24 protein-coding genes are annotated in these 24,995 nt (G+C 59.7%); 8 read left to right on the plus strand and 16 right to left on the minus strand.

Annotated features, from left to right (window positions below; translation table 11 throughout):
- The first annotated feature begins 239 nt into the window (after window positions 1–239).
- From nosR to ACYYKW_RS10585, 4 genes are all read left to right on the plus strand, one after another.
- A complete protein-coding gene (nosR, locus tag ACYYKW_RS10570) occupies window positions 240–1,598 on the plus strand; it encodes a response regulator c-di-GMP phosphodiesterase, NosR family (protein WP_464990088.1) in 1,359 nt (452 codons plus the stop codon).
- A gap of 65 nt (window positions 1,599–1,663) precedes the next feature.
- On the plus strand, window positions 1,664–2,098 hold the full coding sequence (locus ACYYKW_RS10575) for an NUDIX hydrolase (RefSeq protein WP_093098725.1): 435 nt from the start codon (window positions 1,664–1,666) through the stop codon (window positions 2,096–2,098).
- Window positions 2,099–2,121: 23 nt separating this feature from the next.
- Window positions 2,122–2,760, plus strand: a complete 639-nt coding sequence (locus ACYYKW_RS10580) for a LysE family translocator (RefSeq protein ID WP_093098727.1) — start codon at window positions 2,122–2,124, stop codon at window positions 2,758–2,760.
- Between the two features lie 2 nt (window positions 2,761–2,762).
- Window positions 2,763–3,260, plus strand: a complete 498-nt coding sequence (locus ACYYKW_RS10585; RefSeq protein ID WP_464990089.1) for an N-acetyltransferase family protein — start codon at window positions 2,763–2,765, stop codon at window positions 3,258–3,260.
- A gap of 127 nt (window positions 3,261–3,387) precedes the next feature.
- Here ACYYKW_RS10585 and metR read toward each other — a convergent pair whose 3' ends face one another.
- Complete coding sequence (metR, locus tag ACYYKW_RS10590; protein ID WP_090285902.1) at window positions 3,388–4,305, minus strand: transcriptional regulator MetR; 918 nt, start codon at window positions 4,303–4,305, stop codon at window positions 3,388–3,390.
- Window positions 4,306–4,523: 218 nt separating this feature from the next.
- Between metR and ACYYKW_RS10595 the strand changes: the two genes are divergently transcribed.
- Window positions 4,524–5,558 carry an alpha/beta fold hydrolase gene (locus ACYYKW_RS10595; protein ID WP_464990090.1) on the plus strand — a complete coding sequence of 345 codons (1,035 nt, stop codon included), beginning with the start codon at window positions 4,524–4,526 and terminating at the stop codon, window positions 5,556–5,558.
- 205 nt (window positions 5,559–5,763) lie between these two features.
- On the opposite strand, the gene ACYYKW_RS10600 is transcribed toward ACYYKW_RS10595, so the two are convergent.
- From ACYYKW_RS10600 to ACYYKW_RS10640, 9 genes are all read right to left on the minus strand, one after another.
- A complete protein-coding gene (locus ACYYKW_RS10600; protein WP_464990115.1) occupies window positions 5,764–6,093 on the minus strand; it encodes a GlpM family protein in 330 nt (109 codons plus the stop codon).
- 8 nt (window positions 6,094–6,101) lie between these two features.
- On the minus strand, window positions 6,102–7,427 hold the full coding sequence (gene aauR, locus ACYYKW_RS10605) for a two-component response regulator AauR (RefSeq protein WP_464990091.1): 1,326 nt from the start codon (window positions 7,425–7,427) through the stop codon (window positions 6,102–6,104).
- Complete coding sequence (gene aauS, locus ACYYKW_RS10610; RefSeq protein ID WP_093098742.1) at window positions 7,424–9,325, minus strand: two-component sensor histidine kinase AauS; 1,902 nt, start codon at window positions 9,323–9,325, stop codon at window positions 7,424–7,426. Before aauS ends, aauR begins: the two co-directional genes overlap by 4 nt.
- 157 nt (window positions 9,326–9,482) lie before the next feature.
- Window positions 9,483–10,217 (minus strand): amino acid ABC transporter ATP-binding protein, encoded by a 735-nt coding sequence (locus ACYYKW_RS10615; RefSeq protein WP_007916729.1) that lies wholly within the window; start codon window positions 10,215–10,217, stop codon window positions 9,483–9,485.
- Entirely contained in the window at window positions 10,214–10,885 is a 672-nt protein-coding gene (locus tag ACYYKW_RS10620; RefSeq protein ID WP_090285895.1) for an amino acid ABC transporter permease, read from the minus strand. Before ACYYKW_RS10620 ends, ACYYKW_RS10615 begins: the two co-directional genes overlap by 4 nt.
- A complete protein-coding gene (locus tag ACYYKW_RS10625) occupies window positions 10,885–11,631 on the minus strand; it encodes an amino acid ABC transporter permease (protein ID WP_090285893.1) in 747 nt (248 codons plus the stop codon). Before ACYYKW_RS10625 ends, ACYYKW_RS10620 begins: the two co-directional genes overlap by 1 nt.
- A gap of 193 nt (window positions 11,632–11,824) precedes the next feature.
- Window positions 11,825–12,751 carry a glutamate/aspartate ABC transporter substrate-binding protein gene (locus tag ACYYKW_RS10630; protein ID WP_093098745.1) on the minus strand — a complete coding sequence of 309 codons (927 nt, stop codon included), beginning with the start codon at window positions 12,749–12,751 and terminating at the stop codon, window positions 11,825–11,827.
- Window positions 12,752–12,977: 226 nt separating this feature from the next.
- Window positions 12,978–13,433, minus strand: a complete 456-nt coding sequence (locus ACYYKW_RS10635; protein ID WP_464990092.1) for a DUF4440 domain-containing protein — start codon at window positions 13,431–13,433, stop codon at window positions 12,978–12,980.
- Window positions 13,430–14,782 (minus strand): MFS transporter, encoded by a 1,353-nt coding sequence (locus ACYYKW_RS10640; RefSeq protein ID WP_464990093.1) that lies wholly within the window; start codon window positions 14,780–14,782, stop codon window positions 13,430–13,432. Before ACYYKW_RS10640 ends, ACYYKW_RS10635 begins: the two co-directional genes overlap by 4 nt.
- 105 nt (window positions 14,783–14,887) lie before the next feature.
- On the opposite strand from ACYYKW_RS10640, the gene ACYYKW_RS10645 reads away from it, so the two are divergent.
- Window positions 14,888–15,775: a LysR family transcriptional regulator gene (locus ACYYKW_RS10645; protein WP_464990116.1), complete on the plus strand. Its 888-nt coding sequence runs from the start codon at window positions 14,888–14,890 to the stop codon at window positions 15,773–15,775.
- Window positions 15,776–16,046: 271 nt separating this feature from the next.
- On the opposite strand, the gene glpD is transcribed toward ACYYKW_RS10645, so the two are convergent.
- From glpD to ACYYKW_RS10665, 4 genes are all read right to left on the minus strand, one after another.
- Entirely contained in the window at window positions 16,047–17,582 is a 1,536-nt protein-coding gene (gene glpD, locus ACYYKW_RS10650) for a glycerol-3-phosphate dehydrogenase (RefSeq protein ID WP_464990094.1), read from the minus strand.
- A gap of 218 nt (window positions 17,583–17,800) precedes the next feature.
- Window positions 17,801–18,556, minus strand: a complete 756-nt coding sequence (locus ACYYKW_RS10655; protein WP_007963957.1) for a DeoR/GlpR family transcriptional regulator — start codon at window positions 18,554–18,556, stop codon at window positions 17,801–17,803.
- A 95-nt stretch (window positions 18,557–18,651) separates the two neighbouring features.
- Complete coding sequence (glpK, locus tag ACYYKW_RS10660) at window positions 18,652–20,154, minus strand: glycerol kinase GlpK (RefSeq protein ID WP_464990095.1); 1,503 nt, start codon at window positions 20,152–20,154, stop codon at window positions 18,652–18,654.
- 77 nt (window positions 20,155–20,231) lie between these two features.
- Complete coding sequence (locus ACYYKW_RS10665) at window positions 20,232–21,083, minus strand: MIP/aquaporin family protein (RefSeq protein ID WP_093098757.1); 852 nt, start codon at window positions 21,081–21,083, stop codon at window positions 20,232–20,234.
- Window positions 21,084–21,434: 351 nt separating this feature from the next.
- Here ACYYKW_RS10665 and ybaK point away from each other — a divergent pair, with 351 nt between their 5' ends.
- The gene (gene ybaK / locus ACYYKW_RS10670) at window positions 21,435–21,905 is read left to right on the plus strand and encodes a Cys-tRNA(Pro) deacylase (protein WP_093098760.1); all 471 of its coding nucleotides are present in this window, start codon (window positions 21,435–21,437) and stop codon (window positions 21,903–21,905) included.
- A 98-nt stretch (window positions 21,906–22,003) separates the two neighbouring features.
- Window positions 22,004–22,786 carry a PhzF family phenazine biosynthesis protein gene (locus ACYYKW_RS10675; protein ID WP_464990096.1) on the plus strand — a complete coding sequence of 261 codons (783 nt, stop codon included), beginning with the start codon at window positions 22,004–22,006 and terminating at the stop codon, window positions 22,784–22,786.
- A 112-nt stretch (window positions 22,787–22,898) separates the two neighbouring features.
- Here ACYYKW_RS10675 and ACYYKW_RS10680 read toward each other — a convergent pair whose 3' ends face one another.
- A complete protein-coding gene (locus tag ACYYKW_RS10680; RefSeq protein WP_203419324.1) occupies window positions 22,899–24,008 on the minus strand; it encodes an ABC transporter ATP-binding protein in 1,110 nt (369 codons plus the stop codon).
- Window positions 24,005–24,925: an ornithine carbamoyltransferase gene (argF, locus tag ACYYKW_RS10685; protein WP_093098769.1), complete on the minus strand. Its 921-nt coding sequence runs from the start codon at window positions 24,923–24,925 to the stop codon at window positions 24,005–24,007. Before argF ends, ACYYKW_RS10680 begins: the two co-directional genes overlap by 4 nt.
- Between the last annotated feature and the right edge of the window lie 70 nt (window positions 24,926–24,995).

Raw genomic sequence — 24,995 nt, forward strand, 5'->3', positions numbered from 1 at the left:
TGCTCGTGATAAACACGCTGTTGTCATCGGGAACATCCTTGCCCTCGTCCTGGACCTGTTCGACGACCGCAGTCGTTTACTCGATTGAGCGTAGTTGGCGCCTCGCCATTTTGCCTGCGAGCGCCGACAGAAGTTTTGCGTGAAAGTGTAAAAAATCATCTAGCCTTGAAGCAGGCGCCGCGACACCGGGGGGTGTGCTGCGCATCGTTCATGTCCACTGTTTTGCTTGAGGCCTTGCCATGGAAGAGCCAACCACGCCCACACCGAGTCAGCGACCGAAGGTGCTGCTGGTCGACGACGAAGAATCCATTCTCAACAGTCTGCGCCGCTTGTTACGCGGTCAGCCCTATGACGTTCTGCTGGCCACCAGCGGTGCCCAGGCGCTGGACCTGCTGGCGCAGCAACCGGTGGACCTGGTGATGAGCGATGCGCGCATGCCCGGCATGGACGGCGCGACGTTGCTGGCGCAGGTGCGCGAACGTCATCCAGGGGCTCTGCGCATCATGCTTACCGGTTATGCCGACCCGAGCGCCATTATCAAGGCGATCAATGACGGGCAGATCCACCGTTACATCAGCAAGCCGTGGAACGATGAAGAGTTGCTGCTGATCCTGCGCCAGGCGCTGGAGCATCAACATTCGGAGCGTGAGCGGCAGCGCCTGGAGCGTCTGGCCCGGGCGCAGAATACTCAGCTCAAACAGCTCAACACGTCGCTGGAAAAACACGTCGCGGCGCGCACTGCCGAGTTGCAGCAGACTGCCGACATGCTCGATCTGGCATACGAAGAACTCAAACGCAGCTATGTCACCGGCACCGAGGTGTTTTCACTGCTGGCAAATCTGCGTTTGCCGCCCGCCAAACAGACCAACCGGCAGATCATCGAGCTGGTGCGCGGCTACAGCAAGGTCCATGGCCTCGACGAAGCGTCGAGTCGCGACCTGACCATGGCCGCGGCGTTGTACAACATCGGCAAACTGAGCTGGCCGGATTCGATGATGGTCACGCCGTCGGACCTGCTGCATTCGGCAGAGCGCGAACGCTATCGCGGCTATCCGAAGCAGAGCGAATCACTGCTGATGACCCTCGATCCGATGAAAGATGCCGCCCGGCTGATCCTGCATCATCAGGAACACTGGGACGGCAGCGGTTTTCCCGATCGGCTCAAGGGTGAGGCGATTCCGTTCGGCTCGCGGTTGCTGAAACTGGCGGTGGACTTCGTCGAACTGCAACGCGGCTTGATTCTCGAACGGCAGATGAACAACGACGAAGCGCTGCTGTACCTGCGTCAGTACAGTGGCCGCCTGTACGATCCGGAGTTGGTTGAGGCGTTCATCGAGGTCTGTATGACATTGCTCAACGATGTCGCCCTGATCGACCCGCAAGTCAAGGTACTCAACACCCGCGAGCTGGCCGCCGGCATGATTCTGGCGCGTAACCTCAATGCCGATAACGGCATGCTCCTGCTCAACACCGGCAAAGTGCTGAGCGGCCCGTTGATCGAGAAGCTGATTGCCTTCGAAGCCATGGAGGGTGGCAAGTACCGGGTCTTCGTCAAAGAACCCGAGGAGCCAGAGGCGGCGCTCGAGGCACAGGGCTGAGGTGCATGACGGCGGGTGGTCGGGCATGGGATCCTTGGGTTTTTGCCCCAGGGATTTTCCGCCTCATGCCGCTGACTTCTGACACTTCGCCCCGCACCCTCCGTATCGCTGCCGCGCTGCTGCTCAACCCGCAAGGGCAGACCTTGCTGGTGCGCAAGCGCGGCACTACGGCGTTCATGCAACCAGGGGGAAAGATTGAAGCCGGCGAAGAACCGGTGCATGCCCTCGCGCGTGAGCTGGAAGAAGAACTCGGGCTGCACATCAATCCCGCGCAAGCGACGTTCCTCGGCGAATTTTCCGCACCGGCAGCCAACGAGCCGGGGTTTGTCGTGTATGCACAGATTTTCCAGCTGACCATCGCAGTTGACGTCTGCCCGGCGGCGGAAATCGAGGAAGTCATCTGGGTCGATCCGGCCATGGATCCCGCCGTTGAACTGGCGCCATTGACACGCGAACACATCCTGCCGTTTTATCGCCGTTCACTGAGCGCACTCGCCTGATCATCCACGCAAGGGACGTTGCCATGATCCCGCTTGAAGACCTGCTGATTTTTGCCGCCGCTGCGTTGTTGATGGTGCTGACACCGGGGCCGAACATGATTTATCTGATCTCGCGTTCGATCTGTCAGGGACGCCGGGCCGGTGTGACGTCGTTGCTCGGCGTGGTCGGTGGATTTTTCGTGCATATGTTTGCGGCGGCGGCGGGTTTGACCGCCGTGTTTCTGGCCGTGCCGTTGGCCTATGAAGTGTTGAAGTGGGCGGGTGCGCTGTACCTGCTCTGGCTGGCCTGGCAAGCGGTCAAACCGGGGGCACGTTCACCGTTCGAGGCGCAGCAACTGCCGGCGGACTCGTCGCGCAAACTGATCACCATGGGTTTTCTCACCAGTGCGCTGAACCCGAAAATTGCAGTGTTCTATCTCTCGGTGTTTCCGCAATTCATCAGCCCTGAACACGGCTCGGTATTCGCGCAAAGCATCGTTCTGGGCCTGACCCAGATCAGCGTCAGTTTCAGCGTCAATCTGCTGATCGCGTTGTTTGCGGCGGGCATTGCGGCGTGGTTTGTGCGCAATCCGATGTGGCTGTCGCTGCAGCGTTATGTGATGGGTTTCGTGCTCGCCGCTTTGGCGGTGCGCCTGATGCTCGAACAGCGCAAGACGGCCTGAACATGTGGATCGAACGGCTGGACGCCAGCCATGCACTGGCCTATCGCGAATTGATGCTCGAAGCCTACGACCGCCATCCGCAGGCGTTCACCTCAAGCGTGCGCGAGCGCGCGGTGATGCCGTTGAGCTGGTGGGAAGGGCGCCTGACCAGCAAGCTCGACGTCGTTCTCGGCGCGTTCGAAGCCGGTACGTTGGCCGGAATCGTCGGCCTGGCATTCGAACCAAGGGAAAAAGCCCGGCACAAAGCGACGCTGTTCGGCATGTATGTTTCGGCGGATTTTCGTCGTCAGGGGCTGGGCTTTGATCTGGTTCAGGCGGCTTTGGCTGAAGCGCAAAAGCATCCGGCGCTGAAACTGCTCCAGCTCACCGTCACCGCCGGCAACGATGCGGCTTTTCAGCTGTATCAGCGTTGCGGTTTCATCCAGTACGGCTTCGAACCGCTGGCGGTGCGGGTGGGCGAAGACTACTTCGACAAAATCCACATGTGGCGCGAGATCTGACTTCACACTGGCCCCTGTGGGAGCGAGCCTGCTCGCGATTGCGGTGTGCCAGTCACAGAAGATATCAACTGACAGATCGCTATCGCGAGCAGGCTCACTCCTACAGGGGATCGGCGGCGTGACGGATTTAGCGCACCGCGCTGACCCCGTCCAGGGTCGAGAACGAGGTGTCCTTGGCCGTCAGCAGGAAATCGCGCATGTACGGCGCATCAAGCATGTCGGTGCGAATTGCCGCGTACAGCGTCGCAAACAGGCCTTTCTCGCCAAGCCGCTTGCCCTTCACATACCCGCGCGAGCTGTATTCGTGCAGAGCCCAGTGCGGCATGCCGCAGACACCACGACCGCTGGCGACGAGTTGCATCATCATCACCGTCAGTTCCGAAGTGCGCACCTGTGCCGGTTCGATATCGGCCGGTTCGAGAAAACGCGTGAAGATGTCGAGACGATCTCGTTCCACCGGATAGGTGATCAGGGTTTCGCTGAGCAAGTCTTCGGGAACGATGTACGGCTTGCTCGCCAGCGCATGCTGATTGGCCACCGCGAGCATGGCTTCGTAGGTGAACAGCGGCACGTAGGTGATGCCGGCAATGTCCAGCGGGTCCGACGTCACCACCAGATCCAGATCGCCACGGGCCAGTGCCGGCAGCGGCGCGAAGGAGAAGCCCGAAGCGAGGTCGAGTTCAACCTCAGGCCAGGCGTCACGGAACTGGTCGATGGTTGGCATCAACCACTGAAAGCAACTGTGGCATTCGATCGCCATGTGCAGGCGCCCGGCAGTGCCACCGGCCAGACGGCCGATGTCGCGCTCGGCTGCGCGCAGCAGCGGCAAGGTCGCATCGGCCAGTTGCAGCAGGCGCAAACCGGCGCTGGTGAAACGCACCGGTTTGGTCTTGCGCACAAACAGCGCCATGCCCAGGCGCTCTTCGAGTTCCTTGAACTGATGCGATAACGCCGACTGTGTCAGGTGCAGGCGATCGGCAGCATCGACGAGGCTGTCGGCATCGCGCAGGGCATGCAGGGTTTTCAGGTGACGGATTTCAAGCACCGAGAATCTCCATGAAGAAAATTTGTGATCAGCGGGGAATACATTGAGTTTGTCTCATGCAGAGAAAGCTGTCGACTGACCCGTCCGGTAAATCGGCCCAAGGCACGCCAGCGACCGCTCGGCACTCTTCATCAAACTGTCATCGAACTGTGGCAGCGCGCTTGAACAAACATCATCAGACTCGCGGCTTACTGGGGTTCTGCGTTTCGGTGTTTTTCATGGGTAAGCATTTTCTTTTTGTCGCGGCCATGTTGGCCGCGCTTTTATTCGGCGCTTCAGCGGCGGCGGCAGGGCGTTGCGATGTCAATGTGCCGACCGAGCGGGCCGATCTGGCGCAGGTGAGCATCGCCTATCAGAGCATTGGCCGTGCCTCGGACCCGGCTCTGCTGCTGGTGATGGGCCTGGGCGGGCAGTTGATCCACTGGCCGGATGAGGTGGTTCTCGCATTGTGTCAGCAAGGCTTTCGGGTGATTCGCTATGACAATCGCGATGTCGGTCTGTCGACTTGGCGCCAGGCGCCGGTTGAAGCCAACCTGACCTTTGAAGTGCTGCGCTACAAACTCGGTTTGCCGGTGGCGGCGCCGTACAGCCTGACCGACATGGCCGACGACGCGCTGGGTTTGATGACCGCGTTGAAGGTCGAGCAATTCCATGTGCTCGGCGCGAGCATGGGCGGGATGATCGCCCAACACATGGCGGCGATGGCGCCGCAGCGCGTCGAGAGCCTGACGTTGATCATGAGCACTTCCGGCGCCGAAGGTTTGCCGGCACCGAGTGCCGCGCTGGTGCAGTTACTGTCGCGCCGCGGCGCACCGAATCGTGAGGTAGCGCTGGAGCAACAAGCGGATCTGCTCGCGGCGCTGGGCAGCCCCAACGTTACGGATGATCGTCAGGCCCTGCTGCAACAGGCCGCGGCCTCCTATGACCGAGCGTTCAACCCCGAGGGTGTGAAGCGCCAGATCATGGCGATCCTCGCCGAACCGAGCCGGGTGGCCCTGCTCAACCAGTTGCGCGTGCCGACGCTGGTGGTGCATGGCACGGCGGATCCGCTGCTGCCGGTGATGCATGGCGTGCATCTGGCGGCGCACATTCAGGGCAGTCAGTTGAAGTTGATTCCGGGGCTGGCGCATCGGTTTCAGGAGGCGTTCAAGGAGCCGTTGCTGGCGGCGGTGTTGCCTTATTTGCAGGCCCATCGTGAGGATACGTCGCATTGGGCGCGGGTTGAGCCGGTGGCGGGTGGGGATGTGCTTTAGGTGGCGAAGATCAAGAGCCCCTCACCCTAGCCCTCTCCCGGAGGGAGAGGGGACTGATTGGGGGATATTCGAAAGTTGCATCGACCTGGAAATGCTTTACCGAATCCACAATCGACTCGGTTTTTCAGCTCGACGAAACCCTCAAGAACCCTGCGGTCGGCCCCCTCTCCCTTTGGGAGAGGGTTGGGGAGAGGGGCTTTTGATCTTAGCTGTGCAGCCGCACCCAAACGCTCACCAGCACCGTCGCCGCCATCAACCACGCCACCGCCGCCACAGCCAGCGAAGCCTCCAGCCGCATCCGGTCCACCATCACATACAACGTCGCCAGATAGACAAAGTACGGAATGATCGACCACATGCCGAAGACGATTGTGGTTTTCAGATCGTCAGTCGAGCGGCCCTTGCCGACGATGTAGTGCGCAATCAGCGCGAAGGTCGGAAACAGTGGCACGAGACCTGCGATGTAATAGTTCCTGGTCTTGGACAGCGCCGCGAGGATCAGCACCACGGCGGCGCCGATCGCGGCTTTGAGAATCAGGTCCATCAGTGGCTCAGCCCGTATTTTTTCACTTTGTCGAACAGCGTGGTCTTGGCCATGCCCAGCTCCAGGCTCGCCTGGGTCAGGTTGCCGCCGCTGCGTTGCAGGGCGTCGCTGAGCAGGTTGCGTTCGAACGCTTCCACCGCTTCGGCAAACGCCAGACCCTGACCGCTGCTGGCGCCGGACTTCTTGAACGCCGGCAAGCCGAGGGCGAATCGTTCGGCGACGTTGCGCAGTTCGCGCACGTTGCCCGGCCAGTCGTGGCTCATCAGGTTCGACAGCGTCTGGTTGTCCAGCTCCGGCAAGGCGCGGTCGAAGCGCAGCGCCGATTGCTGGGTGAAGTGTTCGAACAGTTGCAGGATGTCTTCGCGGCGTTCGCGCAGCGGCGGCAGTTCCAGGGTCACGACGTTGAGGCGGTAGTACAAGTCGCTGCGAAACTCGCCGGCCTTGCTCGAGGCGTCGAGGTCGGATTTGGTCGCCGCAATGACCCGGCAATCCACCGCCACGCTCTGGTTTGAGCCGAGGCGTTCGAGGGTGCGTTCCTGCAACACGCGCAGCAGCTTGATTTGCAACGGCAGCGGCATGCTTTCCACTTCGTCGAGGAACAGCGTGCCGCCGTCGGCGTGTTCGATCTTGCCGATGCGGCGCTTGCCGGCTCCGGTAAAGGCGTTGGCCTCGTGGCCGAAGATCTCGCTTTCAAAGAGGTTTTCCGGCAGGCCGCCGCAGTTCAGCGCGACGAACTGTTTGCTGTGGCGGCGGCTGAAATCGTGCAGGCAGCGTGCGACCAGTTCCTTGCCGGTGCCGGTCTCGCCCTCGATCAGTACGTTGGCCGAGGTGTCGGCGACGTTGGCGATCAGTTCGCGCAGGTTCTGCATGGCGGGCGAACGGCCGATGATCCGTCCCTCAAGCGAATCGCGTTCGGCCAGTTGCCGGCGCAGCGACGACACTTCGCGGGCGAGGCTGCGTTGTTCCAGCGCTCGCCGCGCGACATCGACCAGCCGTTCCGGCGAAAAGGGTTTTTCCATGAAGTCATAGGCGCCTTTTTTCATCGCGCCAACGGCCATGGAAATGTCGCCATGGCCGGTGATCAGCACCACCGGCAGGCTGCGATCACGGGCCTTGAGGCGGGTCAGCAGTTCCAGGCCATCGATGCCCGGCAGGCGAATGTCGCTGATGACGATGCCGGCAAAGTTGTCGCCGACCTGCTCCAGCGCTTCTTCGGCACTGCCGACGCCGATGCAGGGGATGTCTTCCAGGGTCAGCGCCTGTTGGCAGCCGAGCAGCACATGGGGGTCGTCTTCGACGATCAGCACACTGAGATCGTTATTCATATGGGCTCGGCAGGTGTAGGGCTTACCAACGGTAAACTGAGGACGAAAGTGGTGCCACCGCTGGCCGGGTGTTCGACACCCAGATGCCCGCCGGTGGCGGCCGCGAGGCTGGCGGAAAGCGTCAGGCCCAGGCCCAGACCTTGCGCGCCGGGCTTGGTGGTGAAAAATGGTTCGAACAGATGCTTGCGCGCTTCGGCGTCTATGCCGTGGCCGTTGTCGCGCACGCGCAGGCGATACTTGCCGTCGAATTCTTCGCCTTCCAGCCACAACTCGGGTTGCGCTTGCGCGTGCATGGCGTCGAGGGCGTTGCCGATCAGGTTGACCAGAATCTGCTCCAGACGGGTCTGGTCAATGTGCAACTGCACATCGCTGAATTGCCGATGAATCTGCAGCGTTGAATTTTCCAGGCGTGCGCCGAGCAATTGCAGCGCCGCCTCGACGGCTTTGCCGAGGCTGGCCTGGCCGTGGTTGTCGCCGCGCCGGGCGAACGAGCGCAGGCTGGCGGTGATGCGGCCCATGCGATCGATCAAGTCATTGATGGTCTTGAGGTTGGTGCTGGCGACGTCCAGTTGCCCACGCTCAAGGAAGCGCACGGTATTGCCAGATAGCGTGCGCATCGCCGCCAGCGGCTGGTTCAGTTCGTGAGCGATGCTGGTCGACATCTGGCCGATGGCGGCGAGTTTGCCGGCCTGCACCAGTTCATCCTGGGCGCGGCGCAAAGTCTCTTCGGCCTGACGGCGTTCGCGGATCTGGCTCTTCAAACGTTCGTTGCTGGCGCGCAGGTCAGTGGTGCGTTCGGTAATCCGACGCTCGAGTTGATTGTTGGCTTCCTGCAGGGCTTCACGGGCGGCGAGGCGGGTGGCGATGACTTTGCGCCGCTCGTTCCAGGCGATCAGCAGGAAGGCCAGGAAGGCGAACGCGACGGCAACCAGAATGCCTTGATTGATCGCTTCGCGGCGCAAGTCCTGCAACGGGGTGAGCAGGGTGAAATTCCACGGCGTGTCGCTCAGGGGCCGGGTCTGCGCCAGGTAACTGATGTCGTCTTCGTCGGACTGCACTTCGCTGTTGGCCGGGAAGGTGAGTTTTTCCACGCCTTCGTCCAGCGTTTCGCGGGCCAGCGGTTGCAGTTCATTGAGCGGGAACCAGTAATACTGCAGGCTGCGCGCCAGCTTCTCTTTGACCTCGTCGCTCAGCGGGATCACCGACTTGAGGCGCCGGGCCGGATCGCTGGAGAGAATGATGATGCCGTTCTCGTCGCTGACAAAGGCTTCCAGACGCGCGCGCTGCCAGCGTTCTTCCATGGCTTCCAGGCGCACTTTGACCACCGCGACGCCGATGATCTTGCCGTGCTCTTCGAGGCCGTGGGCGAGGTAATACCCGGGCTCGCCGCTGGTGCTGCCGATGCCGTAGAAGCGCCCCGGCTCGCCGCGAACGGCTTTCTGAAAGTAGGCGCGAAAGGACAGGTCCTCGCCGAGGTAGCTGTCGACATCGCGCCAGTTGCTGGTGGCCATGACCCGGCCGGTGGTGTCCATGACGTAGATGGCCCGACTGCGGCTGCGCCGGTTCAAGCCTTCAAGGTAATCGTTGACCGTGCGCCGGGTTTCCGGGGTCGGGTCGGCCAGCAGCTGCGAAACACTGGTTTCGAGTTCCAGCAGGCTGGGCAGGTAGGTGTATTTGCTGATCTCGCTTTCGACCGCGCGGGCATGCAGTTCCAGCTGACGCTGGCCATTTTCGCCGAGGCTGCGGATGCCGAAATGCTCACTCGTCCAGAAGCCGATGAAACCCAGACCGATCATCAAGGCGATGACCAGCGGCGGCAGGAACAAATGACGAATCAGACGGGGCTTCACGGCAAGTGATGGCGGCGCTGCGCGATAAAGATTGGGGTCGCATTTCATCACAGTTGCCTTGGGTCAACCACCACACTTACTGAAAGCTGTCACCGTCCCTGTGGGAGCTGGCTTGCCAGCGATAGCGGTCTGTCAGTCACAGCAGTAGCGACTGACACGACCCCATCGCGGGCGAGCCCGCTCCCACAGGGATAGCGGTGTTTACTCAATGCTGCAGGATTTTCTCGAGGAAGTGCTGCGCGCGTTCGGAACGGGCGCTGATGTCGCCGAAGAACTCCTCTTTCGGGCAGTCTTCGATGATCTTGCCGGCGTCCATGAAGATCACGCGGTCGGCCACTTTACGGGCGAAGCCCATTTCGTGGGTCACGCACATCATGGTCATGCCTTCGTGGGCCAGTTGCACCATCACGTCGAGCACTTCGTTGACCATTTCCGGGTCGAGCGCCGAGGTCGGTTCGTCGAACAGCATGACGATCGGGTCCATCGCCAGCGCACGGGCGATTGCCACACGCTGTTGCTGACCGCCGGACAATTGCCCTGGATGCTTGTGGGCATGCGCCGACAGACCGACGCGCTCAAGCAGTTGCAGACCTTTTTTGGTCGCCTCTTCCTTGCTCCGGCCCAACACCTTGATCTGGGCGATGGTCAGGTTTTCGGTGATGGTCAGGTGCGGGAACAATTCGAAATGCTGGAACACCATGCCCACGCGCGAACGCAGTTTCGGCAGGTTGGTCTTCGGGTCGGCAATCGACGTGCCGTCGACGACGATGTCGCCTTTCTGGAACGGCTCCAGCGCGTTGACGCACTTGATCAGCGTCGATTTGCCCGAGCCCGACGGGCCGCAGACCACGATCACTTCGCCTTTCTTGACCTCGGTGCTGCAATCAGTCAGCACCTGGAAGTCCCCATACCACTTGTTGATGTTCTTGATAGAGATCATACGGCGAACCTTTTTTGCAGACGCTTGACCAGCAGCGAGGCGGAAAAGCTGATGATGAAGTAGACGACACCGGCGAAGATCAGGAACTCGTTGGAACGGCCGATGATGTCGCCGTTCGAGCGCGCCGAGTTGAGGAAGTCGACCAGGCCCACGGTGTAGACCAGCGAGGTGTCCTGGAACAGGATGATGCTCTGTTGCAGCAGCAACGGCGTCATCTTGCGGAACGCCTGGGGCAGGATGATCAGGCGCATGGTCTGGCCGTAGGTCATGCCCATCGCTTGCGCGGCAGCCATCTGACCTTTGGGAATCGACTGCACACCGGCCCGGACGATTTCACAGAAATACGCCGCTTCGAACATCATGAACGCCACGACGCACGAGGTGAATGCACCGATCGGCGTGTCTTCGCCGGTGATCCAGCGCAGCACGAACGGCACCGCCAGGTAGAACCAGGTGATCACCAGCAGCAGCGGGATCGAGCGGAAATAATTGACGTATGCGCCGGCAATATTCGACAGCAGTCTGCTCGACGACAGGCGCATCAGCGCCAGGATCGTGCCGAGCACGATGCCGCCGATCACGCCCATGACCATCAACTGCAAGGTCATGACCATGCCGTTCCACAGGCCCGGGATCGCGGGGATGATGCCGCTGAAATCGAAGTCCATTATTTACCCCCCACGGAGATCAGGCCGGGCACCGCGACTTTCTTCTCGACCATGCGCATCAGCAACATCAGGCTCATGTTCAGGGTGAAGTAGATCAGCGTGGCCAGGGTGAAGGCTTCAAACAGGTTGGCGGAAAACTCGGCGGTCTGTTTGGTTTGCGCCAGCAGTTCCATCAAGCCGATCAGGGACGCCACGGAGGAGTTCTTGAAGACGTTGAGGAATTCCGAGGTGAGCGGCGGAATGATGATCCGGTAAGCCTGCGGCAGCAGCACGTTCCAGTAGATCTGCGGCAGCTTGAAGCCCATCGCGCGGGCGGCGGCTTCCTGGCCGCGTGGCAGCGCCTGGATACCGGTGCGCACCTGCTCGCAGACACGGGCAGCGGTGAACAGACCCAGGCACACGACAACGCTCAGGTAAGCCGAGGTGGTCGGGTTGAGGTCTTGCTTGTACCAGTCCTGCAGGTTCTGCGGCAGCAGGTCGGGTACCAGGAAGTACCAGATGAACAGCTGAACCAGCAGCGGCACGTTGCGAAACAGTTCCACATAGCAGGTCGCGATGCCGGCTACGATGCGGTTTGGCACAGTGCGCATGACCCCCAGAATGGAGCCCAGCAGCAAGGCGATGATCCACGCCACGACAGCGATGCCAATGGTCCAGCCCAGACCGGCGATGTACCAGTCGAGATAAGTCTCGCTGCCAACGCCGGTGGACTTGAAGAACACGCCCCAGTCCCAGTTGTAATTCATTAGGGTCTCCCCTCGAAATCGATCGATGTACAAGCACCCGCTTGGGGAAGTTCCTTTCCCGTCCGACGAGGAACGCCGGACACACGCGATCGGCTCGAAAACCGCCAGGTCGAGTGTTCCACAGCAAAGCCAGCAGGCAGTAACAGACGTCTGAGGGAGGGTCGCTCCCTCAGACGATAAGGTTAGTCAGGAATCAGATTTTCACGTCAGGCGCAGGCTTGTCGCTCGGGTTGGCGATCAGATCCTTCACCTTGTCGCTCATCGGGAAGTTCAGGTTCAAGCCTTTTGGCGGGATCGGGCTTTCGAACCACTTGCTGTAGATCTTGTTGATCTCGCCAGACTTGTACAGGCCGACAATGGCGTCATCGACAGCTTTCTTGAACGGCGCATCGCCTTTGCGAACCATGCAGGCATAGGCTTCGAAGGACTGCGGCGTGCCGGTGATGACCCAGTCAGTCGGCTTCTTGGCCTTGGCTTCTTCACCGGCCAGCAGGGCGTCGTCCATCATGAAGGCAACGGCGCGGCCGCTTTCGAGCATGTTGAAGGATTCGCCGTGGTCTTTGGCGGAGATGATGTTCATGCCCATCTGCTTGTCGGCGTTCATCGCTTTGATGATGCGCTCGGACGTGGTGCCAGCGGTGGTCACGACGTTTTTGCCTTTGAGATCGGCGAAGTCGTTATAGGACGGCTTGCCTTCCTTGTCTTTCTTGACCAGCAGACGGGTGCCGATTTCGAAGATGTTGACGGTGAAGTCGACCTGCTGGGCGCGTTCGGTGTTGTTGGTGGTGGAACCACACTCGATATCCGCGGTGCCGTTCTGGATCAGCGGGATACGGGTTTGCGAGGTTACCAGGTTGTACTTGACCTGCAGGTCTGGCTTGTTCAGGTCTTTTTTCAGGGCTTCAACGATCGCCATCTGAATGTCGTGGGAGTAGCCCACTGGTTTGCCGGAGGCATCCGCGATGTAGGAAAACGGGATGGAGCTGTCGCGGTGAGCGAGCGTGACGGTACCGGAATCGTTGATTTTCTTCAGGGTGCCGGTGAGTTCGGCGGCGAAAACTGGCGTGCTGATCAGAGCGGCAGCAATGGCTGCGCCCAGGATATGGGGAACGATGCGCATCAAATTTTCCTCGACATTGTTTTTTTTATGGAGCCAGTTTGTCGGCCCTTTTGTGCTTCGAATGCCTGACGGCTCCTGAAGTGTTGGCTCAGCGGGCATTCGTCGAGAGAGTGTAGAGCATGAGTCGTGCCAGAGCAGGCGACGATGGCTAAGTTATTGTTTTGTAACATGATTAAACTTTTGTGATGGTGTTTTTGTGGATGGCTGATCCGGTTTACCGAATCGACTATAGAGTCTCGTTCGGAAAACCGAACATGGCGTGCGGACTCGTCAAGCGTTTATCCGCAAGGGGTGTTTCATGCAAATACACCCACTTCACGCCTTGTAAGGATGCGCGCAGGATCGCCACCGACAGCCGCGAATGTTCAATGCCATGCAGCCGATGGGTTTCCACATAGCTCAGCGCCAGCGTCTCATCCTCCTGCCAGACAGTGTGCAAATCGCTGATGCCGATCTCAAGTCCCGGACGTACCCCAACGGCACCCCTGAACAATTGCTCGACTTCACAGCGGTTCAAAGGAATTGCCGAAACCCCGACCATGCTGAAGTCATCTGCAAACGCGTGCAGCAACGGCTCTATGCTCGCTTCGCCGGTTCCGTCGGTATCGGTGAACACACGATGTATCAGGTCGTGAACGTGGTGAATACTGTGTTTGGCCAGTTCAATCAGCTCGTGCGTCATGGGTTTTCCTTTGAAGGGTTCAATTGGCTCATCTGAAAAAGCGGGAACAGCCCGATCAGTGCCGCCATCGCGAAGGTGGCGTGATAGGCAGCGGTGATTTCGAACTGCTTGAGCAGGACGTTGAAAATCATCAGAAACAACGCGGCACCGAGGCTGAACGACATCTGCCGGTTGATGTTCCAGATCACGCTGGCCTTGTGCGTATCACCGCCGGCAAAGTCCATCAGCGAGGTGGTTTGTGCAGTGCTGGCACCGATGCCGCCGCCAACGCCCATCAAGCTGTAAGCGATGAAAATCACCCACAGGTCCGTCGGGTCGTTGACCAGTATCAGCGTAGCGATACCGGCGCTGTGCAGCATCATCCCTAAGGTGAACAGACGCTTGGCCCCGACGCGGTTGTAGACACGGCCGCAAATCGTCATGGCGATGAACGCGCCGATGGCATAGACAATCATGAACATGCCGGTCAGGCGGGCGCTGAAATGCAGGGTGTCCTGCAGGAAGAAAATGCTCATCAGATTGACCCCGGTGAACACACCGGGAATCGCGTAATAGATGAGGATCGAGGTGCTGAGCTTTTTGCTTTTGAGCAGGCTCAATTCAATGATCGCATGGCGGCAGCGGCGGTAGTGCAGCAGGTACAGCGCGATGAACATCAGGCCGGCCGCGACGCAGATCAGCGCGACCAACGACGGGTAATCGCCGCCGTACAACGACATGCCCAGCAGCAGGCTGGCGAGTGCGGCGCTGACCAGCAACAGGCCTTTGATGTCCGGGCGGGGCAGGCTGGTCGGTTTGCTTTCCTTGATCCAGAACCACGACAGCCCGGCGGCGATCAGCGAGAACGGAATGTTGCTGTAGAACACCCAGCGCCAGGAACTGCTGTCGACAATAATGCCGCCAACAGTCGGTGAGATGGCCGGGGCGATCAGTGCGACGGCCATCACCAGTGTGGAGATTTTTGCCCGCTCTTCACCCTGAAACAAATTGAAGGTCAAAGCCTGCCCGACCGGAATCAACAACCCGCCGCCTATTCCTTGCAGGAAACGCCAGGCAACCAGTTCGTGGAAGCTGTCAGACAGCCCACACATCCACACCGAACCTGTGAACACCAGCATCGACGCCGTGAGAATCCCGCGGCTGCCAAAACGTCCGGCCAGCCAGGTGCTGACTGGAATAATCAGGGTCAGACCAAGAATATAAGCATTGGCGACCCATGCCACCGATGAAGTACTCACGTGTAAAGTTGCCGATATACTTGGCAGGGCTACCGCCGACATAAATATGTTTATACAGTCAATAAAGAAGCCGATCAGAAAGATCAGCGCGATCTTGTAGCGATAGTTCATTGCGCATCCTCTTTGCCGCGCAGGATAGGGGCGATGGACTTGAAGTGTCGATACGACTATGCTTAAAACAATGTTTGGCAGGATTTAACAGTGAGCCATCGCTTCATGCACTCTCACCTTAATCGGGTTCAGACGTTTCTCGCGGTGGTCGATTTTGGTTCTTATACCAAGGCCGCGAATTACCTCGGCATCAGTAAAGCCATGGCCAGCCTGCATGTCAAGGCACTTGAGGAAGTCCTGTCGGCGACGTTGCTGATACGCAATACCCGCAACATAGCCCTGACGGAGATAGGGCAGGACTTTTATGAAAAGTTCAAGGGTATTGTCGCGGATATCGACAATGCCTTTGACAATGTATTGAAGGGTAATAATCGGGTGTCGGGCAAGTTACGGATTAGTTCAACCAGCGAGTATGGCGAGAAGTTTATCCTGCCGTTGATACCGTTGTTTTCCGAGCGCTATCCGGAGATTCGCCTGTGCTACAACTTTAATTCTTCGTTGAATGACCTGGTCGCAGAAAAACTCGATCTGGTGGTACGTCTGGGTAATCTGGCGGACTCGGCGTTCAAGTGTCGCAAGTTGGCGGACTACGAAATCGTCCTGGTGGCCACCGAGGCGTTTCTCGCCCGCCATCCAGTAGCAGAACCGCAAGACCTGAATCACCTGCCGTGGATCGCCAACAGCAATCTTCAGGCGCCGACGCAGTGGACGTTGCGCGACGGGCAAGGGCGAAGCGTGGAGGTCAACGGTACCAGTCACTTCGAGTCGAATTCCTCGACAGCGATCCGCTCGATGACCTTGTCATCGCTGGGTGCTTCAATACTGCCGGCATGGATGGTCGAAGACGATATTGTCGCCGGGCGTCTGGTGCGTCTGCTGCCTGGCTATTCACTTCCATCACAGTCGATCAATGTAGTGTTTCCCAACACAGCGCACCTGCCGCACAAGTCACGGGCGTTCATTGATTTTCTGTTTCTTCACCTGTCTCGGTGATGCCGACCTGAAAGCCCCTCACCCTAGCCCTCTCTCGGAGGGAGATGGGACTGATCCTGGCGACTGGGCGAGATGCACTAATCTGGCATACCGAGTCGAACTCAGAATTTGAACCTCATGAAGATCGGCTCCCTTCCCCCTCTACCCATGGGGGAGAGGGCTGGGGTGAGGGGGAAAAGATCTGACTGACCCCATCAGTTTCTGCAAGGCCCACAAAACGAAAGCCCCTGAATCTGCCGATTCAGGGGCTTTCGTTCAAGCGTCGCTCACATCACGCCGCTTCGATCTTGCGGTTCTGCTCAACCTTGCCCAGATACGTCGCCAGCTTCTGCTGCTCGTCCGCCGTAGTGAACAACCCGAGCTTGGTGCGGCGCCACAGAATGTCGTGCGCCGTCGTAGCCCACTCTTCGCTGCACAGATAATCGACTTCGCGGGTGTAGAGACCGCCGCCGATGTGTTCGCCCATGTCGGCCAGGCTTTCTACGCCTTCGAGCATGCGCCAGGTGCGGCTGCCGTAGGTCACCGACCAGCGACGGGCGATTTCCGTCGGGACGAAGTCGAACTTGTCACGGATCAGTGCGCTGAGTGCCTGCGGGGTGGTCATGTCTTCGCCGCCGGGCAGGGTCGCCGTGGCGGTCCAGCTAGGGCGCATCTGGGTAAAGAACGGCATCAGTTGCGCCATCGCCGACTCGGCGAGTTTGCGGTAGGTGGTCAGCTTGCCGCCGAACACCGACAGCAACGGTGCTTCCTGCGCGTTGCCGGACAGCGCCAGCGTGTAGTCGCGGGTCACGGCCGATGGGTTATCCGATTCGTCGTTGCACAACGGACGTACGCCCGAGTAGCTGTGCTGGATGTCGTCGCGGCTGAGCTGCTTCTTGAAGTGTTGGTTGACCACTTTCAGCAGATAGTCGGTTTCGACTTCGGTGATCGCCACCTTCGCCGGGTCGCCGTTGTATTCGCGGTCGGTGGTGCCGATCAGGGTGAAGTGGTTCAGGTATGGAATAGTGAAAACGATGCGCTGATCTTCGTTTTGCAGAATGTGCGCATGCTCGCCTTCGTACAGCTTCGGCACGATGATGTGGCTGCCCTGAATCAGACGGATGCCGTACGGCGATTCCATCTTCAGATCGTCGCGGATGAATTTGGCGACCCACGGGCCTGCTGCGTTGACCAGAGCTTTGGCCGTGATCGAAAACAGGCTGCCGTCAGCGCGTTCCAGGTGCAGATGCCACAAGCCTTTGGCCCGGCGCGCGCTGACGCAACGGGTCTGGGTGTGCACGTGGGCGCCTTTTTCTCGGGCGGCCATAGCGTTAAGCACTACGAGGCGGGCGTCGTCGACCCAGCAATCGGAGTATTCGAAACCTTTCTTGATCTCGCTTTTCAGCGCGCTGTCGGCGCCGAACTTCAGGCTTTTCGAGCCTGGCAGTTTTTCGCGCTTGCCGAGGTTGTCATACAGGAACAGGCCAGCACGGATCATCCACGCCGGGCGCAGGTGCGGGCGGTGCGGCAACACGAAGCGCATCGGTTTGACGATGTGCGGCGCCTTGGCCAGCAGCACTTCGCGCTCGGCCAATGCTTCACGCACCAGACGGAATTCGTAGTGTTCGAGATAGCGCAAGCCACCGTGGATCAGCTTGCTGCTCGCCGACGAGGTGTGGCTGGCCAAGTCGTCTTTTTCGCAAAGGAACACCGAGAGCCCGCGACCGGCGGCATCCGCAGCGATCCCGACGCCATTGATCCCGCCACCAATGACGGCGATATCGTAGATCTCGGAGACAGGGGGCGTTCGCAAGGTAGAGGTGGACATTGGCTGGCCTCGGGCTTTTTTGATTTTCTATATTTGAAATCGAACATAAATGTTCATTTGCGAAAATGGTAGCCCATAAAGACGCGCACAGCCAGCCGCCTTCGATTGAAAAAACTCATCGAAGGGCGAAGAAAGGAAAATTATCGAACATGAGGTGCGCGAGAAGGCGCAGAAGAGGTGATGCAGATCGTTCCCACGCAGAGCGTGGGAACGAGAGGTTAAACGACTTCCAGGCGAATCTTGTGCTGACTCAGCAGCTGCGCCAATGCCGGCACCGGTTGCTGATCGGTCACCAGACAGTCGATCAGGCTGATCGGCCCCAGCCGGATCATCGCATTGCGCCCGAACTTGCTCGAGTCTGCCGCCAGAATCACCTGGCGCGCATTGGCAATGATCGCCTGCGATACACGGACTTCCTGATAATCGAAGTCGAGCAGGCTGCCATCCTCGTCGATGCCGCTGATCCCGACCAAGGCGAAATCGACCTTGAACTGATTGATGAAATCCACGCTTGCCTGACCGACCACACCCCCGTCGCGCCGCACATTGCCGCCGGTCAACAGCACGTCGAAATCATCCTTGGCGCTGAGCATCGACGCGACGTTGAGGTTGTTGGTGATGATTTTCAAATGACTGTGATTGAGCAGGGCGCGGGCAATCGATTCGGTGGTGGTGCCGATGTTGATGAACAGCGAGGCGTGATCGGGGATCTGCGCGGCGATGGCTTCGCCGATGCGTTGTTTTTCATCGCGCATCTGATCGGCGCGCATCGCATAGGCGGTGTTTTCGACGCTGGAATCATAAGCCGCGCCGCCATGATAGCGACGCAACAGATTGGCTTCCGCGAGCTGATTGATATCGCGGCGAATGGTTTGCGGGGTAACAACGAACAGCGTGGCCATTTCCTCGATGCTCACATAGCCGCGTTCGCGGACCAGCTCGAGGATTTGCTGCTGACGGGGAGGCAGATTCATGGGGCTTCCTTTGGGCTGCCAAGCAAAATTTGCCCATGATGCCGCAGGAATCCGCTCCCTACCAGTTTGATGCCTGTCTGTAACTGAACCTTGGCTTATTCAGCGTCCTCGCGCGCCCAGTCACGGGTGCGGCTGACGGCTTTTTTCCAGCCTTTGTACAGTTTCTCTTTCGCGGCTTCGTCCAGGCTCGGTTCGAACTCGCGCTCGATCACCGCTTTGCCGCGCAGTTCGTCCAGGCTGCCCCAGAAACCGCACGCCAGACCGGCCAGATACGCCGCGCCGAGGGCGGTGGTTTCGCGCATTTGCGGGCGCTCGACCTGAGTGCCGAGGATGTCGGCCTGGAACTGCATGAGGAAGTTGTTCGCCACTGCGCCGCCGTCCACACGCAACGCCTTGAGGCGTTCCCCGGAGTCCTGTTGCATGGCGTCGAGCACGTCGCGGGTCTGGTAGGCGATCGATTCCAGCGCGGCGCGGATGATGTGATCCACACGCACGCCGCGGGTCAGGCCGAACAGTGCGCCGCGGGCGTACGGGTCCCAATACGGCGCGCCGAGACCGGTGAAGGCCGGTACCAGATAGACGCCGTTGCTGTCCTTGACCTTGTTGGCGAAGTATTCGGTGTCGTGGGCGTCGTTGACGATTTTCAGTTCGTCACGCAGCCACTGCACGGTCGAACCGCCGTTGAACACCGCGCCTTCCAGTGCGTAGGCCACTTCACCGCGTGGGCCGCAAGCGATGGTGGTGAGCATGCCGTGCTGCGATTTCACCGCTTTGTCGCCGGTGTTCATCAGCAGGAAGCAGCCGGTGCCGTAGGTGTTTTTCGCCTGACCCGGCTCGACGCACATCTGACCGAACAGTGCCGCTTGTTGGTCGCCGGCGATGCCGCCGATGGCGATACCGCTCTTGGTGCGACCGTAGATTTCCGAGGAGGCTTTGACTTCCGGGAGCATTTCGCGCGGGATGTCGAGAATTTCCAGCATCCTCGAATCCCATTCCAGCGAATGGATGTTGAAGAGCATGGTGCGTGAGGCGTTGGTGTAGTCGGTGACGTGCACCTTGCCGCCGGTGAATTTCCAGATCAGCCAGCTATCGACGGTACCGAACAGCAGCTCGCCGTTGCGCGCACGCTCGCGGCTGCCTTCGACGTTGTCGAGAATCCACTTCAGCTTGGTGCCGGAGAAGTACGGGTCGGTGACCAGACCGGTGGTGTCGCGGATGTAGTCTTCATGACCATCACGCTTGAGTTGCTGACAGATTTCGGTACTGCGGCGGCACTGCCAGACAATGGCGTTGTACACCGGGCGGCCGGTGGTCTTGTCCCACACAACAGTGGTTTCACGCTGGTTGGTGATGCCGATGGCGGCCACCTGATCGTGATGCAGGCCCGCCTGGGCCAGCGCTTCGACCATCACCGCACTCTGGGTGGCGAAGATTTCCATCGGATCATGCTCGACCCAACCGGCCTGCGGGTAGTGCTGGACGAACTCGCGCTGCGCGGTGCAAACCACGTTCGCATCGCGGTCGAAAATGATCGCGCGCGAACTGGTCGTACCCTGATCGAGGGCAATGATGTAGTTCTTGTTCTGAATGTCGGTCATGTCGATTGCCTTGGACGAAATAAGGGAGAGTGGGCCGTGGCGCAGGCTCGTACGGGCAGGAGCCTGCGCCGACTGTTTCAGGACGTTCTGGGTTTGCCGTCAATGGCCGGTTCTGCATCCTTTGTAGCAGGTGTGGCGCCGGTCAGGTGGCGGGCGATGAGCCCGCGGTACCCGGCAGCGCCGAGGCAGGCACCGACAATCGGTGCAAAAATCGGAATCAGGAAGTACGGAATGTCACGGCCGCCAGTGAAGGAAATTTCACCCCAGCCGGTGAAGAAAGTCATCAGTTTGGGACCGAAATCTCGCGCCGGGTTCATCGCAAAACCGGTCAGCGGGCCCATCGAGCTGCCGATCACGGCGATCAGCAAGCCGATCAGCAGCGGCGCCATCGGGCCGCGCGGCAGGCCGTTGTTGTCGTCGGTCAGGGCCATGATCACGCCCATCAGGATTGCGGTGATGATCATCTCGACCAGAAACGCCTGAGCGGTCGACAGCGCCGGATTCGGGAACGTCGAGAACACCGAGGCCAGTTCGAGGCTGGCTGCCGAGCCACGAACCATTTGGTGAGTTTGTTCGAAATCGAAGAACAGATTGCTGTATAGCGTGTAGACCAGCAGCGCGCCACAGAAGGCGCCGGCGATCTGCGAAAGAATGTAGAACGGCAGTTTGCGCTTTTCGAAATCGGCGAAAACCGCCAGAGCGATGCTTACGGCGGGGTTCAAATGCGCGCCGGAAACCCCGGCCGTCAGGTAGATCGCCATGCTCACGCCGACGCCCCAGATGATGCTGATTTCCCACAGGCCGAAGCTGGCGCCCGCGACTTTGAGCGCGGCAACACAACCGGTGCCAAAAAATATCAGCAGGGCGGTGCCGAGAAATTCGGCCAGGCATTGGCCCCAAAGCGATGGTTGCGGTAAAGCAGTGGTCATTGAATACCTCGGTTTTTGTTGTTGTCTGGCGCGTTGCCAACAGGGCAAGGCGCGATATCCGCCGGTCAGGAATCCCCATTCCGTCCCCGGGTACTGCAATATCGATAATTCTTACATTATTCAGTTTCGAAAAAATATAGACAAGAAACAAACCTGTCAAAGGTCGAAAGTGAACTGTCAGTCACAATAAAACTATTCGTAGCGTGAATGATCCCTCGTCGAAGGTGCCGTCTGGTTGGCCTGGAATCGCTGCAGGTCCCGGGAATCGTGGCGTGCACTAGAGCCTTTTGCACCGTGATCGCCTAGAATCCGGCGCAGGTTTTTCCCGTCACTGCCGAGCCCGGAGCTGCCATGACCCCTGCGTTGGACTTGTTAAAAAAAGTTCGTGCCGAACATCGCGTGCACAGTTACGAACATGACCCCAAAGCCGCTTCGTACGGGCTCGAAGCTGCAGAGAAGCTGGCGCTTGAGCCGGCGCAGGTGTTCAAGACGCTGCTGGCGGCGAGCGAAAAAGGCGAATTGCTGGTGGCGGTAGTGCCGGTCGTCGGAAGCCTTGATCTCAAAGGCCTGGCGCATGCGTCGGGGGTGAAGAAAGTCGAAATGGCTGACCCGGCAGCGGCGCAGCGCTCCACCGGTTATCTGTTGGGCGGCATCAGTCCGCTGGGACAGAAGAAGCGCCTGCGCACGTTCATCGATAACTCGGCGCAAGGCTTCGCCACCATTTATGTCAGCGCCGGGCGCCGAGGACTGGAAGTCGAGTTGGCGCCGGCAGTGCTTGCCGAACACACTCAGGCGAAATTCGCTGACATCGGCCGACCCTAAACGGCCTCGGCACTGTATGAAAGAATATCGCGGGTTCTGTCACTGGCACCGCCCGCCGCGCAGTAGCATGCTGTGCCGACTGACTTAAGGAGAAGGTTATGCAGCTTGCGTTTCATCAGGTCGACGCGTTCAGTGACCGGCCGTTCAGTGGCAATCCGGCCATGGTCTATCGGCTCGATGCGTGGCTCGCCGAGGAGTTGATGCAGAAGATCGCCGCCGAGCACAATCTGGCGGAAACCGCGTTCCTGGTGCGCGAAGGCCAGGCCTGGCATATCCGCTGGTTCACCCCGACCACCGAAGTGCCACTGTGCGGGCACGCGACGCTGGCCAGCGCTTATGTGTTGTTCGAGATCTACGGTGAAACCGCTGAGCGTATCGACTTCATCTGCAAATCCGGGCCGCTGAGTGTCAGTCGTGAAGGCGATCGGTTGTGGCTGGACTTCCCGACGATTGTGCCGACAGAGATCGGCGTAACACTGGATGTGCAGCGCGCGTTGGGTGTCGAAGCGGTTGATGTACTCGGCTCCAACGAACTGTTTGTGGTACTGGAGTCGGAGCAGGCGGTGCTTGATTGCACGCCGGACATGGCGGCGCTGGCGAAGCTGCCGTGGCTGGGCGCGATCGTTACCGCTCGCGGCAACCAGCATGATTTCGTCTCACGTTATTTCGCCCCTGCGATTGGCATCAATGAAGATCCGGTCACCGGATCGACCCACTGCAGCCTGATTCCGTATTGGTCGAAACGACTGGGAAAATCGAGCCTGACCGCCTGCCAGCGCTCGGCGCGAGGCGGGGAGTTGTTCTGTCGACTGGAAGGTGAGCGGGTGAAGATCGGCGGCAATGCGACGTTGGTGGCAAGCGGCACCCTGTTTCTCAACTAACCCCGGTCTATGTAGGAGTGAGCCTGCTCGCGATAGCGGTCTATCAGCCAACGCATTTTTGCCGACATACCGCAATCGCGAGCAGGCTCACTCCTACAGGGAGCGAATCAGATCAGAGGGCTGTGCTATGCCGGCGCACGCCGTTTTCCGCTGCCGGAATCTGCGCCGCCGTGCTGCCGGATGCCTGGAACAGCACCAAATGCTCGGCCACTACCCGGATACCCACATCCGCACCGACCTGATGATCCGCATGGCTGGGGAAAATCGATTCCAGCTGCGCACCGGTCGGTAACTGCAAGCGATACAGCGTCGAAGCACCGAGGAACGTCTTGCCGACAATCCGCGCCTTCAATGCGCTGTCCGGCGCATAGACAATGTCGTCCGGACGCAGCAGCACATCCACCGCTCCGCCAATTGGCCAGGTATAAGCACGGTTGCCGCGCAGTTCACCGAGTTCGGTCTGCACCGACTCCGGGCTGGCGAGTTGCCCGCGAATGAAATAACCCTGACCGATGAAACTGGCGACATAAGGCGTCGCCGGCTCGTGGTAGAGGTTGTACGGCGTGTCCCATTGTTCCAGCCGACCTTCCTTGAATACGCCGACATGATCACTGACGGCGAAGGCTTCTTCCTGATCGTGGGTCACCAGAATTGCGCTGGTGCCACGCGCCTTGAGGATGTCGCGCACCTCATGGCTGAGCTTGCGCCGCAGTTCGCCATCAAGGTTGGAAAACGGCTCATCGAGCAGCAGCAATTGCGGCTCTGGCGCCAGGGCGCGGGCGAGGGCGACACGCTGTTGCTGACCGCCGGACAATTCGTGCGGGAAGCGCTTGCCGAGGTTCTTCAGGTTGACCAGTTCCAGCAGCTCTTCGGTGACGCGCTCCTTGTTCGGATGCTTGCGAATGCCGAAGGCAATGTTGTCGGCGACGCTCAGGTGCGGAAACAGCGCGTAATCCTGGAACACCATGCCGATTCGGCGTTTCTCCGGCGCCAGGGTGAACCCGGCACTGGACAGGGTTTCGCCACCGAGGGTGATTTCGCCCTCGTGCACCGGCTCGAAACCGGCGATGGCGCGCAGCGTGGTGGTCTTGCCGCAGCCCGACGAGCCGAGCAGGCAACCGATGTCGCCGGCGTTGAGGTGCAGATTGAGATTCTGCACCACACGTTGATCTTGATAGCCGCAAGCGAGGTTGCGCAGGTTCAGCAGTAATTCATGACTCATGCGTGGTGATATGCCGGTTCGACGAGGAACTCGAGCAGGGCCTTCTGTGCGTGGAGACGGTTTTCTGCCTGATCCCAGGCGACGGAGCGCGGATCATCAAGCAGGTCGAGACTGATTTCTTCGCCGCGGTGCGCCGGCAGGCAATGCATGAACAGCACGTCCTCGGCGGCGAGGTCGAGCAGGGCACGGTTGACCTGAAACGGCGCAAACAGCTTGAGGCGCTTGGCAGTTTCCTCTTCCTGACCCATCGAAGTCCAGACATCGGTGCTCACCAGATGCGCGCCGCGTACGGCATCCTGCGGATCACGGACGATGGTCACGCGGTCACCGGCACGGGCGACGAACTCGGGGTTCGGCTCATAGCCCTGCGGGCAGGCAACGCGCAACTGGAAGTCGAACTGGATCGCCGCTTCTATATAGCTGTTGCACATGTTGTTGCCGTCGCCGATCCACGCCACGGTCTTGCCCTGAATCGAGCCGCGATGTTCGAGGAAGGTTTGCATGTCGGCCAGCAACTGGCACGGGTGCAGGTCGTCGGACAGGCCGTTGATCACCGGCACGCGCGAGTTGGCGGCGAATTCGGTCAGGGTGCTGTGGGCGAAGGTGCGGATCATCACCGCATCGAGCATGCTCGACATGACGATGGCACAGTCGCCGATCGGCTCGCCACGGCCCAGTTGGGTGTCACGCGGCGAGAGGAAGATTGCCTGACCACCGAGCTGGATCATCCCGGCCTCGAAAGAGATGCGGGTGCGGGTCGAGGACTTTTCGAAAATCATGCCCAGCACGCGGTTTTTCAGAGGCTCGAACAGTACGCCGCGCTTACGCAGGTCCTTGAGCTCAACGCCTCGACGGATCACGCTGACCAGCTCTTCGGGCGTGCAATCCATCAGGGAGAGAAAGTGCCTTGCGCTCATCATTGACTACCTTTTTGCTACCAACCGCAGATGCTCAAAGCCTTGTTTATCGGAACAACGGGCGAGACCT

It is taken from the genome of Pseudomonas sp. 15C (assembly GCF_055484735.1).